Consider the following 14,774-nt stretch of genomic DNA (forward strand, 5'->3'; position numbering starts at 1 on the left):
CGTTAAATTTACTGTATTGCCAAAACCGGAACCTCGGCATCAAAAACCAGTCGACGGGTATTACCTGCAAAGAAAATCTTCTCCAGAAACCCATGATGCTTCGGAAACGTAATCAAAAGTTGAGCTTTTCTGCTTTTAACAAAACTGTTAATGGTCTCAACCTGATTTTTACCAGTCACTGTCTGAAACGTATGCGGCACATTCTTCAGTAACTCACGCAAGCTTAATTCTGCTTTTTTAATATCTTCTATTGGTAATGCCGGTGTATTGGGGGCTACATATATTACATCAACCACGGTGTCAAGGTCTCTTAAAAAATAAATAGCTTTTCCTAATACGGCGGCATCTATGGGTTTGCTCAGGTCAACCCCCATCACGGCATTTTCAAAATGCTTAATTGTGTAGTTGGGCGGTAAAACCAGCATTGGTATTTTCAATGAATCAATCATTTCGGTGGCCGCACTACCAAAAAAACCAGCGCCAAGCGGAGAGTCCCCCACGCTACTCATCACAATCAGGTCAACTTCAAATTCTTTAGTTGCGGTTTTTATGGTATCAATTACAGAACCGTGCCTGTAACAAACCTCTATTTCTAGTGGCTGATTAACCCTGGCCATCACTCTTTTTTTTAAATCACTCAGTTTTTTGGCACTAATTCTTTTCACTTCATCAATAGGCAGCCCGTAATTATCATCATAGGTATTCAAAAAACGGTATGCATGAAACATTACCAGGCGCGCCTGCTGCTTTATTGCTATATTTGCAGCCAGATGTGCAGCCTTATTGCCTGCCCTTGAAAAATCGGTAGCCAGTAGTATAGTTTTCATAATGCGGAATCTGGATAGTTTCATTGCAACAAAATTCTATATTTTTCGGGCCATTGAATATGAGTTTCATCATAAGTAGCTATGATAAACTCAAAAAAAAAACATTTGGGCGGTTTCAGAAAACTGATATTTGTCATATTTTTAGCTTACAAAACTTCTCTTCTTTGCTGATGAAAAACAACCCAGGTACGAGGTCAACAGTTGCGGAAATGGATATATTACACCAGTCGGAGGCTATTTTCTTGTTTGCCACTGAAGGAATTTTAATAGCGGATAAGCAAGGGAAAATTGTAAGAGTAAACCCAAGCGGTGCGGCAATGTTTGGGTACGAGCCTGAAGAACTGGAGAACCTGTCTATTGAAGATCTGATTCCCGGCAGATTCCGCCATACCCATACCGAACACCGCAGAGCATTTAACGAGCATCCACATGCGCGCTCGATGGGCAGCGGCATGGATTTGTACGCCCGCCGTAAAGATGGCAGTGAGTTTGCGGTTGAAATCAGCCTCAGCCCTTATCACAACAGCAAAGGTGCGTATGTGATAGCCTTTGTTATTGACATTACCATTCGTAAAAAAGCCGAAAACAGATTGGTTTCTTATAAAAACGAACTGGAAGTGGAGGTGGAAGAACGCACGCTTGTATTAAAAGAGGCCATTCAGAAACTGGAAAAAACCAAAGATGAACTTGATAAAGCACTAAAGCGCGAGCAAGAACTGAACCTGATGAAATCCAGGTTTATTACCCTTGCTTCGCATGAATTCCGCACACCATTGGCTACAGTTTTGTCGTCATTATCACTGGTTGAAAAATACGCCGACCTTGACGAGAACGAAAAACGCGACAAGCACATTAGTCGCATCAAATCGTCGGTACGAATGCTGACCGAAATTCTGAATGATTTTCTATCGCTCAATAAACTGGAAGAAGGCAAAGTAATTGTATCGCCTGAAACATTTGACATCAGCGAGCTAATTGACGAAATTTGCCAGCAGATGCAGGGCATTGCAAAAAAAGGGCAAAAGATCTTGTACAACTGCATTTCAGGAGACGACTCGCACCAGGTAAGAATCGACCCCAAGATCATCAAAAACATTTTAATAAACCTTGTTTCTAACGCCATCAAGTTTTCGCCTGAGGGCGCACAAGTGTTTGTAAGCGTACGCCTGGACGAAAACAGCGTAACGCTTCGGGTACAAGATGAAGGCATTGGTATACCGGAGGCTGAGAAAAAACACCTGTTTGAGCGGTTTTACAGAATGAGCAACGCCGGCGAAATACAGGGTACTGGCTTAGGCCTCAGCATCGTGAATCAGTACGTAAATCTGTTAAAAGGAAAAATTGATTACTCAAGCCAGGAAAACAAAGGCACTGAATTTGTTATTACCCTACCAAGACAATTATAAGCGAAAAGCTATGAAAAAAATATTATTAATTGAAGACAACGCTGAAATAAGAGAAAACACATCTGAAATACTTGAACTGGACGGATATGAAGTTCTGACAGCCGAGAATGGAAAAGTTGGGGTTGACATTGCCATAAAAGAACAACCAGACCTGATTATTTGCGATATCATGATGCCTGTGCTTGATGGCTACGGTGTTTTACATTTACTATCAAAGCAAGAAAAAACAGCCTCAATACCGTTTATTTTTCTTACTGCCAAAGCAGAACGCTCTGATTTACGAAAAGGAATGGATATGGGCGCCGATGACTACATCACTAAACCTTTTGACGATGTAGAACTGCTTAGCGCCATTGAAAGCCGCCTCAGAAAAAAAGAATTATCTAAAAAGCAATACGCGCAGGATATAACCGGCCTTGACCAGCTCATTGCCGACGCCAACGGGGAACAGGAGTTAAAGAAACTGACAGAAAACCGCGAAATAAGATACTTTAAGAAAAAAACTGAAATTTACAGAGAGGGAGACTTCCCCCTTTATCTGTATTATGTACTGAAAGGCAAGCTGAAAGCCTTTAAAACTAATGATGATGGCAAAGAGTTTATTGTAAACCTCTACCATCCCGGCGACTTTGTTGGTTACGTTGACCTGATTCAGGAAACCAATTTTACCGATACCATTGAAACCCTGGAAGACTCAGAAATTTGCCTGATACCCAAAAAAGACTTTAACAACCTTTTATTACAAAACCCGCAGGTGGCACAGAAGTTTATTCAGCTGCTCTCAAAAAACATCAAAGACAACGAAAGCAGCTTGTTAAAACTGGCCTATAATTCGGTGCGTAAACGTGTTTCTGAGGCATTGCTCAAGTTTTTTCCAGACAACCAGGCGTCTATGAAAATCAGCCGTGAAGACCTGGCCAGCGCCGCAGGAACCTCTCTGGAAACGGCCATTCGCACTTTATCTGACTTTAAAGACGAGAAACTGGTAGAAATTGAATCAGGCAAAATAACGATTGTTAATCCCGAAAAACTAAAAAAACTCAGAAACTAGCAAATATGACCGCTATCATATTTCTTTTTTTGTAAGGCATCTACCTTTGTTTACAAAAAAAAGATGAGATGATACAGTCAGCACTTATTGAAAAATACAACACTTCTGCACCGCGATATACCAGTTATCCGACAGTTCCTTATTGGGACAACAGCAATTTTACCGAAGCCCAATGGAAAGAAAGCTTCATAAAAAGCTATAAAAATCAGAAGAAACTAAGTCTATATATTCATCTTCCATTTTGCGAAAGCCTATGCACTTTTTGTGCCTGCCATAAACGCATTACGCTCAATCATCAGTTTGAGGTTCCTTATATTGAGGCTGTTCTGAAAGAATGGAACCTGTACCGCAATCTGCTGAGAGAAGCACCTCTCATTGAAGAAATTCACCTGGGCGGTGGTACACCCAGCTTTTTCTCTGCCGAAAACCTGAAAGAACTCATTGAAGGCATCTTATCGGGTTCTAAAGTAAGCCCAACGGCAGAATTCAGTTTTGAAGGCCACCCCAACAATACCAGCGAAACCCACCTGCAAACCTTGTATGATTTAGGTTTCCGGAGGGTTAGTTTCGGTGTGCAAGACTACGACCACACCGTACAGGTAGCTATTAACCGCCTGCAACCATTCGAAAACGTAAAGAAAGTAACCGAACTGGCACGCAAGATAGGCTATACCTCTATCAGCCATGACCTCGTTTTTGGCCTTCCTTTTCAAAATGTAGAGCAGTTTGAAAAAACCATCAGAAAAACCCTGGAGCTCGCCCCAGACCGCCTTTCTTTATACTCATACGCCCATGTGCCCTGGTTAAAAGGTAACGGCCAGAGAGGTTTTGATGAAAACAACCTGCCCAGCGCTACAACTAAACGCCAGCTCTATGAACTGGGCCGCGCCATCTTTGAAGAAAACGGCTACCACGAAATAGGCATGGATCACTTTGCCCTGCCAAGCGACTCGCTTTTTAAAGCCGGAGAAGAAGGTTTGCTTAACCGCAACTTTATGGGTTATACGACCACACAGTCTAAATGCATGTTGGGCCTGGGCGTATCAGCCATCAGTGATAGCTGGACAGCCCTTTCGCAAAACACCAAAAGTCTTGATGAGTACATTCATCTGACAAAAAACAACATTTTTCCATTGCTCAGAGGCCACATTCAGACAGATGAAGATATGCTCTGGAGAAACTACATACAAAACCTGATGTGCCGCTTTGAAACTGAGTTTTCGTTCGATGATTTAGACCAACACCAGATAGAACAATTGCTGGCATTGAAAAACGATGGCATTATACTTTTAGAAGATAATAAAGTTAAAGTAACTGCAGAAGGCAAAACGTTTATCAGAAACGTATGCACCGTTTTTGATAAGTACATCAGCAGTGCGGGCCAGCCACTAAGCAAAACATTCTCAAAGGCCATCTGATGATTTAATTCACAGACATTTATTAATGAATCAGGAATCTGAAACATAAATATAAAATTAAAGCCGGACTTCTCAGAAGCCCGGCTTTAATTTTATATTCCCATTTAATATTCTCAGTACTTATAAACACGTTTCGTAACCTGTTTATCGGCAGTACGGATACTGATTGTATAAGTACCCTCTACAAAGTTACTCAAATCAAGGATATGCTCTTTCTGACGGGCATCAATCTTGGTTTTAATAACTTCTCTGTTCATTTTATCAATTACCGTTATCACAACAGCGTTATTCTGCATAGCTTCAGGTATAACCAATTTAACCGCGTCATTAGTTGGGTTAGGATAAACCACCCAGTTGTCAGCAGTACTTGTTGACACCGCCGCCACGGCTACTACAGCAGCAGAAGCTGCCGGTGTTGTTACAGAGGCAACATCTGAATAGTCTGAGTTACCTTTATTGTTAACGGCTTTCACACGGTACCAGAATTTCTTATTGGCAGTTACTGTTGAGTCAGTAAAGGTAGTAGTATTACGACCCAGTGTAACTAAACCAGTAAACGCAGTACCATCTACCGAACGCTCCACAACAAAATTCTCTTCTTTGTTTGAGTCATCACCCCATTTCAAAGCTACTTTAGTAGCAGAGCTGGCAGTTGCTTTCAAAGCGTAAGGTTTGTTTGGTGCCATGGTATAAACCGTTTCTACAGAAGAAACACTTGAATAACTTGATTCACCATATTGGTTGGTAGACTTTACTCTGAAATAATAAGTTACACCTTCTTCAATCGGTATACTCAGTACATCAGTTTTATTGGCAAGTACCTTCATAATGGTAAGGTCAATAGTAAAGGTGTTATCTTGAGCTCTTTCAAGAACGAAGAATTCTTCATCGTTTGAATTATCAACCCATTTAACTTTTATATTATTGTAACCAAGATTATCAACGCTCTTTTCAGACTCTAAACCTGATGGCGCCGTTGGAGGTCCTAAGGTTAATAGAGATACTATATTTGAATAAGGTGATGGGCCCTGATCATTAGATGCCATTACTTTATACCAGTAAGTTACTTTAGGTAAAGTAGTGTTATCTGTATATGAAGTATCTGATGGCGCAAGAGTAGCTAATTGAGTATAACCTTCACCAGCACCTGTTGCCGAACGATACACCATAATTTGTTTTGGTATTTCATAAGGACCAAACGTTGGGTTTTTCCAGGTTAAATCTACTCTGTTAGGCGTAATGCTTTTACCTTTCAGACCTAGCGGCGCAGGAGGACCCACTCTCGCCGGGGTAGTAACTTTCAATGGAATTGAAGCCTCACCTAATCCGCCTCTGTTTCTGCCTCTTACACGGTAGTAATAAGTGGTACCTTCCCATGCATCAAGGTCATTATAGAAAGGTGCGTAAAAGGGCACACCGGTGGCAATAATAGACCAATCTGTATTATTTACTGAACGTTCAACCTGGAAATCCCAAACGATTGGATCGCGGTTTGTCCATTCAAGACGAACCTCATTCAAAGTCTGATAGGGCGAAATCAACAGAATTGGAGCTTGCGGAGGATAAGGCAATGTAAAGAAAACCGGTCCGAAAGTTGCAGTAGGTGAAAACCCTGTTCTATTCCATGATGCTACCTGATACTGGACTTTGGAATTTTGCATTAAGGTATTATCAACATAGGTAACATTATATTCTTTACCTGTACTATCAGGGGTATTTATAAAGGCCACGTCAGTCCATGGGCCGTCATTCATACTACGTTTAATGATAAACTTGTTTTCGTTATCAGAAACATCCTTGAAAACAATGGTTGCAGTAGTTTGTGTCCAGCCATCGGCTACACCTACTATGCTCGGCGCTACTGGTAATTCCTGCATGGTGGTTACTGCAAAAAGCGGCGACCAGCAAGAATATCTGTGAAGGCTGTCGTTCGGTACACCCGTACGGATAGAATCTGTTGCACAGGTAGCAAAGCGTGTGTGCGCATACAGTGTATCTTTGGCTGCACGTACTGAAAACCAGTATTTCTTATTGGGGATAAGACCATTAAAATGGTAGGCACCATACGTTGTGAAAGCCTCAGTTGTGAAATAGTTAAAGTTCACGCCGTCGGTTGAGAAAGCAATCTGATACTTAACGGATTCAGTATTATTTGTTTTCCAACCCACATCCAGTTGAGACCCCGAACCAGGTACAAATGTCTTAACCAAATTAGTTGAAGTATTCAAAGGATTTACTGAATCGGCAACCGCAGGAGCACTTCCTGAAAATTCTCTACCTTTTGCCTCAACGTTCCAAAAAGCAAACATCAACAATAATAGAGATAGAAAGTAATTTTTTCTCATAGCCAAACTATTTTAGTTTTAGTATAAATGGGAGGATTTTCTTTGACGTAAATATATAATAATTTATTGATTTAAGTCTAATTGTTACCGGCGAAAATTATTTTACGGTTGGGAATTGTTTCAAGCCTTTGAAACAAACCATACCGTTATCACCCGAATGCCTGCCAATATAATAGCAGTTACCCTCAGATGAAAAAATTATTAAATTTTACCTGACTGCAATAACTGATATTTCAACGTTTACATCTTTAGGTAAACGGGCAACCTGCACCGTTTCTCTGGCTGGCGGATCTGCCTTAAAGTAGCTGCCGTAGACTTCATTGATAACGGCGAAATCGTCCATATTCTTAAGAAAAATGCTTGATTTTACTATATTCGTGTAGTCCATTCCGGCTTCTGCTAAAATATGCCCGATGTTCTCCATAATCTTTGCAGCTTCTGCACGCACGTCTCCTGCTGCTGCCAGCTCAAGGGCTATCTGCCCCGACATATACAAGGTGTCTCCTGCCAGCACTGCCTGGCTGTATGGCCCTATGGCAGCGGGCGCTTTCTCAGTAAAAATAATCTGTTTCATATAGTCAATTTTAATTTCAGACCAGATAAATACCGTCTTCTTCTATTCTAATTAATCGTTGTTTATACAGGCTTCCTATTGCTTTTTTAAAGGTTTTCTTGCTCATCTCAAGCTGATACATCACATAGTTGGCATCGCTCTTGTCTGTCAGGTCCAGAAACCCGTCGCTGGCTTTCAACTTTTCCAGAATCCGCTCTGCATTGGGTTCTACGTTGGCATACCCTTGTTTTTGCAGGCTTACATCAATACGGCTGTCTTCTCTTAACTGCTTAATAAAGCCTTTCACCTTACTACCCAGTTTTATACGCTGAAAAACCTCATTTTCATAAATAAGGCCTTTGTATTTCTGGTCAATAACCACATTCAGGCCCAGGTTGGTTTCTTCAAAAACCAGCAGGTCTACTTCCTGCCCTTCTTCCAGTTCAATGTTTTCTTTTTCAAAAAACCGGTTTACCTTACAAGAACCCACCAGTCTTTCGGTGTCTTCATCCAGATAAACATAAACGGCGCTCCAGTCGCCTACCTCCAGCTTTCTATTCTGCTCTTTAAAGGGCACAAACAGGTCTTTTTCAAGACCCCAGTCCAGAAATGCCCCGATGCCTGTAACAGCCATTACCTGTAAATAGGCAAATTCGTTGAGTTTTACTTTGGGCTCAAGTGTAGTGGCAATAATACGATCTTCAGAATCCTTATAAATAAACACCTCAATGTCATCGCCCACAATCACATCATCCGGAATATATTTTTTCGGAAGCAAAACATCGTTGCCGTCCTTATCTCCCAGATACATTCCTACACTTGTACCTCTCAGAATCCTTAAAGTATTTTTAACACCTAAATTGAGCATGTATATGTTGCTTAGTTAAATGCGCGCGCCACAATCAGTTCTTTAATGGTGCGGGCATCATCTTTTGTAAAGTTCTCTACAATAATTTCCTGCTCTCTGGCACGGGCTTTAATTCTGATAGTTGCAAAAAACACGCCTGAGTCAATCTCAACACCGGCTATGTCGTTATAAAAAACAAAACTCTCGCTACTGCTAAGAACCTTTTTCTCCTTAAAAGTAACCCCCTTTTCGCTGAAAATAACTTCGTCAGGCAACAAAGGGTTTCTAAAACTACTGGCCGTAAAGCGTTCATTCATGGTATTGGTTCGTTTAAATAGTAGCCCGACACCCGGTTTAAAACGGCACGTAAACTACTTTTTTGGTTTCAAAAAACTCTTCCTCAAAATAATCAGACAAGTTATAGAGCATATATTTACCACCAAACTCTGCCAGCTCTTCATCCAGGTCTCCCCCTTTCAGGTACAGAATCCCGTTTCTTAATTCATTAAACTGGTTTCGGGTTACTTTGTTCTGCACCCAGCCATAAAAGGGTTTAAGCCTTGTAACAGCTCTGCTTACAATAAAATCAAAATCGCTGGCCACGTTTTCGGCTCTTTCGTGCTGGGCTGTCAGATTTTTCAGGCCCAGTGCCGCGGCTACCTCGGTAACCACTTTTATTTTTTTCCCGATTGAATCTACCAGATGAAACTGGCTGTCGGGGAATAAAATAGCCAAAGGAATACCCGGAAAGCCTCCTCCTGTACCAACATCCAGAATTTCGGTACCGGGCTTAAACTGAATCACTTTGGCAATGCCCAGCGAATGCAGAATGTGTTTTTCGTACAGATTTTCAATGTCTTGTCTCGATATTACATTTATCTGGCTGTTCCAGAAAGTGTATAGATCCTGTAATTGTTCAAACTGAGCCCTTTGAGAGTCAGTGATTTTAGGAAAATATCTGGTTATTAAAGTTATGTCTGAGGGCATGGCAAAAGGCAATTAGAAAAAGTTTTCTTATCTCCACTTAATTTTTTTAGGGTTCGAGAAAACAGTAACAACACCGAAGATTAAATAATATACCGCGTATAGCAAGTCATAATAAGGTATCTTAAATGAGCGGATGGTGTAACTGAGCTTTTTATTTATTCTGGCCAGCACAATCCATCTAACCAATAACCAGTAAAAAAACACTCCGGCTATCAGGCGCATCCAGTCAGAAAAAAGGTAAAAGTCCTGATAATTATATTTTTCAAGCCATTCTGCGGGTATTCTAGACCACTCAGGCGCTACAAACCAATCAGGCTTAAGCAATATTACAGGCACAAGCATAAACCAGCAAAGCATGTGGCTCATAGCTATGAGGCCAAGTAATAGTTTATCTCTGAGCTTATAGCGTTTGCCAACTGATAAGTGCCTGCGCTTTTGTTGAATCCACGAACTCCAAGTCTTTTTAGGCTCCGAAACCATCTGGGCTTCTTCACTTACACAAACGGCAACATTCCGTTTGTCAGACACCTCATTTACAAACAAATCGTCATCGCCGCTTAATAAGCCATGATGGCTCGCAAAACCGTTACTTGCCCAGAATAAATCTTTTCTGTACATCAGGTTTCTGCCAACACCCATGTAGGGTATTCCGGCAAGGGCAAAAGAAAGGTATTGAAGGGCGGTCTGAAAAGTCTCGTAACGAATAAGCGAATTAAGTCCTGAGCTGTCGTAACTGTAAGGAGAAAACCCAAGTACAATTTTTTTATCACCTGTCATTTGTGCCACCATCAGATCAATCCAGCGGTTGCTGGTTGGGCGGCAGTCGGCATCTGTCAGCAGAATTATTTCTTTTGATGCCTTCTTGATACCCATCGTTACAGCAAATTTCTTGGCTGTAAAGTGCGAAGGCAAAGACTCAATTCTTACAAAATTAACTTTTGAATACACCCCCTCATTGAAAAGCAGATAGTCGTAAGTACCGTCATGAGAGCGGTCATCGGCCACAATCACCTCAAAGTCCGGATACTCCTGTGCTTCAAGCAATGGCAGTAATTCTTTCAGATTCTCCAGTTCGTTCCAGGCAGCTACAACAATTGACACACCGGGTTTGCCGATTTCATTAGTTTCGGGTTCTGTATCAACGTGTGAAGCCAGACGTGTAAACACCCCAAGAATGAAAACGAGTTGGACAACAACAGCCGAGAAAAAGAGAATCGGTAGTAAATACTGCCAAAACACCATGAATCAAGAGTTTAGGTTTTAAAGTATGCAAAGATACAAATTCTTTAATTGAACAGTTTCTTAGCTAAAAATAAATAAATCAAATACGATTTCACTCTTAAGCTCCTAATAAACAGGGTAAATAGCAGTTTTTAGTCGAACAAAGGCCAGTTGGCGCCTAAAAAGAAAGTGCGTCTCATACCAGGATACACCGACCCCACAAAATATCCCTGTGCCGGGAAACCCTGATTGGCATGAGCAAACTTAAGAAAAACGCGAACCTTACTTATTTTAAGATTGGCGAACAAGTCTACTACCGGATACCCCCAGGCTTTTCGTCCGGTGGCGGCATCCTGCAGGTAAAACTGACGGTTAAGAGGCATGTAGTTGTCTGCCAGATACGCCGAACGATAATAAATATCCGCACCCAGATTGATATGCAGTTTTTTGGCATAAACAAAGTCGTGCGTAATGGTGGTATTGTTGGCAATAACAGGCATACGCACATAATCTTTTTTATCGGTAGCAGCCAGGTAAATCTGGTTGGCAATGGTTAACCGTTTCCAGCGGTACTCCAGTCCAAGGCCTGCTCTGGCTATATATACAGGCGCCGACAGTTGCTGCACCTGCGCGTTTTTGTCATAATACAGGTAGTTATCTACCAAAGATAAATAGGCCGCCGGCGACACCGTTAATCTTTTAGACCCGATGGCAGTGGAAGCATAGAAGTTGGAGGAATTCTGATTTAAAAGCCGGGTTGAACCGGTGCTTAAGGCAGTGCTGCTGGCCCTGTACCAGTTTCCGTCGTTATTAATGAGATATTCATCCAGAATGGTAGCAGGTATAGAAAGAATAGTTACGCCGGCCTTCAAACGAGGGCCGATATATTCTGACTTGATACGTACATTCAGGTTGCTTTGCACATTACCAAACTCAATTTCAGCATAGGCACGTTTCAGGCTGTCAGGAAAAAAGTAATTCGCCCACGCACCTGTAATTATCTCATGGTTGTATTTGTGCCTGAAAGTGGCATACCCATTCAGATTATCGTTAAAATCAGACGTCAGATTGTATAGCCGGTGCCTCAAATGCAGCCGGTATGAAAACCCACGATAAATGCCCTTGATGCCGACCTTGTTTTCTATCAGCCTGTATCTTAATGCTAAAGCCAGGGTGTCTTTAATAGCACTGAGGGCATCTGCATTGGTTGGCAGTAATTGTCGGTAATAGGTACGTTTATTAATGGTATCAGCTTTGAAACTGTAATCATGATAATAATCGGTTCGATGCTGGTAATCAATGGTATGATACACCTGAAACCCATTTGAAAGCTGGTATTGCTGATAAATATGAAATTCGTTTCGCCAGTCGCGGGCTACGCCGCTGGTTATTCTGGGCAGGTAACTCCGGTAATTACCCAGGTCTCCAACCTCTACATAGCCTATGCTGTCTACAAGCGGCTTTATGCCTCCCTGCTCAACTGGTGTATGATTAAAATGGTTGTAAGAGCCTAAAACGGTGTACCTGCCATCTTTTGACTCATAATTAACACTTACCAGGGCAGCCCAGCTATCTACCAGCCGGTCTTCCCGGGTGGTAGGGGCTCCGTATTGTTTAGAGGTTGTAAGGCGTTTAACATCAAAAGTAGCATTTAGCCTTGGCTTAATATTCTGCGAATGCGTGAAATCAAGGTAGAGCATCCCCCCTCCCGACTGCGCGTAGTGCATGTTAGTATAAGGCGACTTAGTATTGTAATATTTGGCCTTGCGGGCATCAAAGGCATAAAAGCCGTAGGTATTAAAACCCAGTTGCTTGCCAATTTCTTCTGCCGGCTGAAAATACAAGGGTTTAATGGCGGAGCCAATCAGGCCCAGGTCCTGATACAGCCAGCCGCTACGCAGATTCCTGTCGAAAGACAAATGGAAACCCTCAACCGTTGAATCAGGATTATAATATGTCTTACGGTTATTAAGGATATCTTCTTCCAGTACAAAGCGGGTGGTTTTCAGGCCGTAAATCTGCCTGGTTGAATCATCCAGGATTTGAGCATGGCAAAGGCCGTAGAAAAAAGTCAATAAAACAGTGGAGTATATCTTTTTTAAGCTCATGTGCCGCCAATTACTATAAAATCGATGCAATTTACGGCAAATCTTCGGATTTTAGACAAGCCCACTCTTAATAGTTCTTAAAATTGATGATTGTTTGTTCTGCCAAACTTTCAGCAGGTAAAAAACGTTATTACCAATAGAGTATCTTAACCCATTCAGATTGCCATGCCCGGTTTCCGTTTTTCAGAATTTAAGCCCGATATGAAGGGCAATACCAAATTTGAGCAACTGCTCAATATTTTTCAGCAATTGCTGCTAATAACCGCAGGAGACGTTAGCCAGGCGCTAAGTTATATGAGCGACCTGGACCGCCAGTATCAACTAACTGACGATACCTACGGTATGGCTGATTTTATTGAAGACCTGAAACAAAAAGGTTACATAACAGAAGAGAATCAGGAAGGGCAGCAATACCGCATGACAGCTAAAAGCGAGCAGGGAATAAGAAAGCAGTCTTTAGAAGAGATTTTTGGCAAACTGAAAAGAACAAAGTCGAGCGGCAGCCATCATACCCCCTACACCGGCACAGGCGACGAGATGAGCAGCGATGTAAGAGCATTTCAGTTCGGCGATTCGCTTGAGCAAATCAGCATGACAGAATCTCTTAAAAACGCGCAGATAAACAGCGGCATTGATGATTTTATGTTGCTGGAAAGCGACCTGGAAGTGGTAGACAGGGAGTCGAAAATACAGACCTCAACCGTTTTGATGATAGATATTTCTCACTCTATGATTCTTTATGGTGAAGACCGCATTACCCCTGCCAAAAAAGTAGCGCTGGCATTGGCGGAGTTAATCAGAACCAAATATCCGAAAGATACCCTTGATATTTTAGTATTTGGCAACGATGCCTGGCAGATACAGCTGAAAGATATACCGTACCTGGAAGTTGGCCCTTATCATACCAACACCGTTGCAGGCCTTGAACTAGCCATGGATTTGCTGCGCCGCAGAAAAACCAAAAACAAGCAGGTGTTTATGATTACCGACGGCAAACCTACCTGCCTGAAAGAGGGAATTAAATACTACAAAAACAGCTTTGGCCTTGACCGAAAAATTGTAAACAAAACCCTTACCCTGGCCGCACAGGCTCGCCGGATGGATATTCCGGTTACTACTTTTATGATCGCCTCAGACCCCTACCTTAAACAGTTTGTGCAACAATTTACCGAGGTAAATAATGGCAGGGCTTATTACAGTAACCTGAACGGGTTGGGTGGTTTTGTACTGGAGGATTTCCAGAGAAACCGCCGCAAAAAACTAAAATAGAGGATTTTTGCCTTTTCTTATCTATTTTAGGCCATTGTTTAAAAATTGAATTGATAGAATGAGAACAAAAGAACGCTATAAAGCGCTGGTTTCTTACTTTACAGAACATTATCCGACGGCCGAAACCGAACTGCATTACAGCAACCCTTATGAATTACTGGTAGCCGTTATACTATCTGCCCAATGTACCGACAAACGTATTAATATGATAACCCCCAGGTTGTTTGAGCGATACCCTACACCTGAGAGCCTTGCCGCTTCAACAGCAGATGAAGTGTTTGAGTACATCAGAACCGTAAGCTACCCTAACAACAAAAGTAAGCATCTGGTAGGTATGGCGCGTATATTGGTAAACGAGTTTAACTCTGAAGTACCCAACACCATTGAAGCCCTGCAAAAAATGCCGGGCGTGGGACGCAAAACAGCCAATGTAATTGTGTCGGTTATTTATAACCAACCTGCAATAGCGGTTGACACGCACGTGTTCAGGGTGTCGCACCGGTTAGGGCTGGTACCTAAAACCTCCAAAACGCCTTTAATGGTTGAAAAAGAACTGGTCAGGTATCTGCCGGAAGAAAAAATTGCCGTTGCCCACCACTGGCTTATTCTGCATGGCCGGTACATTTGCATTGCAAGAACACCCAAATGCGGTGAGTGCGACCTGAAGAGTTTTTGCAGGGCATACGAAACCGGAGATTTCAAGACCCCATCGCTTTAAGAAAGAAATACCTGATATTAGCCA

General features: G+C 42.0%; 13 protein-coding genes. 5 read left to right on the top strand and 8 right to left on the bottom strand.

Annotation, left to right across the window (positions count from 1 at the left end):
• Window positions 1–8: 8 nt before the first annotated feature.
• Window positions 9–827 carry a universal stress protein gene (locus MB380_RS16275; RefSeq protein WP_253527499.1) on the bottom strand — a complete coding sequence of 273 codons (819 nt, stop codon included), beginning with the start codon at window positions 825–827 and terminating at the stop codon, window positions 9–11.
• 209 nt (window positions 828–1,036) lie between these two features.
• Here MB380_RS16275 and MB380_RS16280 point away from each other — a divergent pair, with 209 nt between their 5' ends.
• The 3 genes from MB380_RS16280 to hemN all read left to right on the top strand — a co-directional run bounded on the left by MB380_RS16280 (window position 1,037) and on the right by hemN (window position 4,702).
• Window positions 1,037–2,233 (top strand): PAS domain-containing sensor histidine kinase, encoded by a 1,197-nt coding sequence (locus MB380_RS16280; RefSeq protein ID WP_253527501.1) that lies wholly within the window; start codon window positions 1,037–1,039, stop codon window positions 2,231–2,233.
• A 10-nt stretch (window positions 2,234–2,243) separates the two neighbouring features.
• Entirely contained in the window at window positions 2,244–3,284 is a 1,041-nt protein-coding gene (locus tag MB380_RS16285; protein WP_101725819.1) for a response regulator, read from the top strand.
• Window positions 3,285–3,352: 68 nt separating this feature from the next.
• Complete coding sequence (hemN, locus tag MB380_RS16290) at window positions 3,353–4,702, top strand: oxygen-independent coproporphyrinogen III oxidase (RefSeq protein WP_253527532.1); 1,350 nt, start codon at window positions 3,353–3,355, stop codon at window positions 4,700–4,702.
• A gap of 113 nt (window positions 4,703–4,815) precedes the next feature.
• Here the strand turns inward: hemN and MB380_RS16295 are convergent, their stop codons facing one another.
• The 7 genes from MB380_RS16295 to MB380_RS16325 form a co-directional block, all read right to left on the bottom strand.
• Window positions 4,816–7,047, bottom strand: coding sequence for a T9SS type A sorting domain-containing protein (locus MB380_RS16295; protein WP_253527571.1), 2,232 nt, complete (start codon window positions 7,045–7,047; stop codon window positions 4,816–4,818).
• A gap of 208 nt (window positions 7,048–7,255) precedes the next feature.
• Window positions 7,256–7,621, bottom strand: a complete 366-nt coding sequence (locus MB380_RS16300; RefSeq protein ID WP_101725822.1) for a Rid family detoxifying hydrolase — start codon at window positions 7,619–7,621, stop codon at window positions 7,256–7,258.
• Window positions 7,622–7,637: 16 nt separating this feature from the next.
• Window positions 7,638–8,468 (bottom strand): S1 RNA-binding domain-containing protein, encoded by an 831-nt coding sequence (locus tag MB380_RS16305; RefSeq protein WP_253527574.1) that lies wholly within the window; start codon window positions 8,466–8,468, stop codon window positions 7,638–7,640.
• A gap of 11 nt (window positions 8,469–8,479) precedes the next feature.
• A complete protein-coding gene (locus MB380_RS16310; RefSeq protein ID WP_253527577.1) occupies window positions 8,480–8,764 on the bottom strand; it encodes a hypothetical protein in 285 nt (94 codons plus the stop codon).
• Window positions 8,765–8,801: 37 nt separating this feature from the next.
• Window positions 8,802–9,434, bottom strand: a complete 633-nt coding sequence (gene rsmG / locus MB380_RS16315) for a 16S rRNA (guanine(527)-N(7))-methyltransferase RsmG (RefSeq protein ID WP_253527611.1) — start codon at window positions 9,432–9,434, stop codon at window positions 8,802–8,804.
• Window positions 9,435–9,461: 27 nt separating this feature from the next.
• Window positions 9,462–10,676: a glycosyltransferase gene (locus tag MB380_RS16320; RefSeq protein WP_253527614.1), complete on the bottom strand. Its 1,215-nt coding sequence runs from the start codon at window positions 10,674–10,676 to the stop codon at window positions 9,462–9,464.
• A 131-nt stretch (window positions 10,677–10,807) separates the two neighbouring features.
• Window positions 10,808–12,730, bottom strand: coding sequence for a putative porin (locus MB380_RS16325; RefSeq protein ID WP_253527615.1), 1,923 nt, complete (start codon window positions 12,728–12,730; stop codon window positions 10,808–10,810).
• Between the two features lie 198 nt (window positions 12,731–12,928).
• Here MB380_RS16325 and MB380_RS16330 point away from each other — a divergent pair, with 198 nt between their 5' ends.
• The gene (locus MB380_RS16330; RefSeq protein WP_253527617.1) at window positions 12,929–14,032 is read left to right on the top strand and encodes a VWA domain-containing protein; all 1,104 of its coding nucleotides are present in this window, start codon (window positions 12,929–12,931) and stop codon (window positions 14,030–14,032) included.
• Between the two features lie 58 nt (window positions 14,033–14,090).
• The gene (nth, locus tag MB380_RS16335) at window positions 14,091–14,750 is read left to right on the top strand and encodes an endonuclease III (RefSeq protein WP_253527619.1); all 660 of its coding nucleotides are present in this window, start codon (window positions 14,091–14,093) and stop codon (window positions 14,748–14,750) included.
• The last annotated feature ends 24 nt before the right edge of the window (window positions 14,751–14,774 follow it).

This window comes from Emticicia sp. 21SJ11W-3 (assembly GCF_024138715.1).
Taxonomy (GTDB): Bacteria; Bacteroidota; Bacteroidia; order Cytophagales; family Spirosomataceae; genus Emticicia; species Emticicia fluvialis.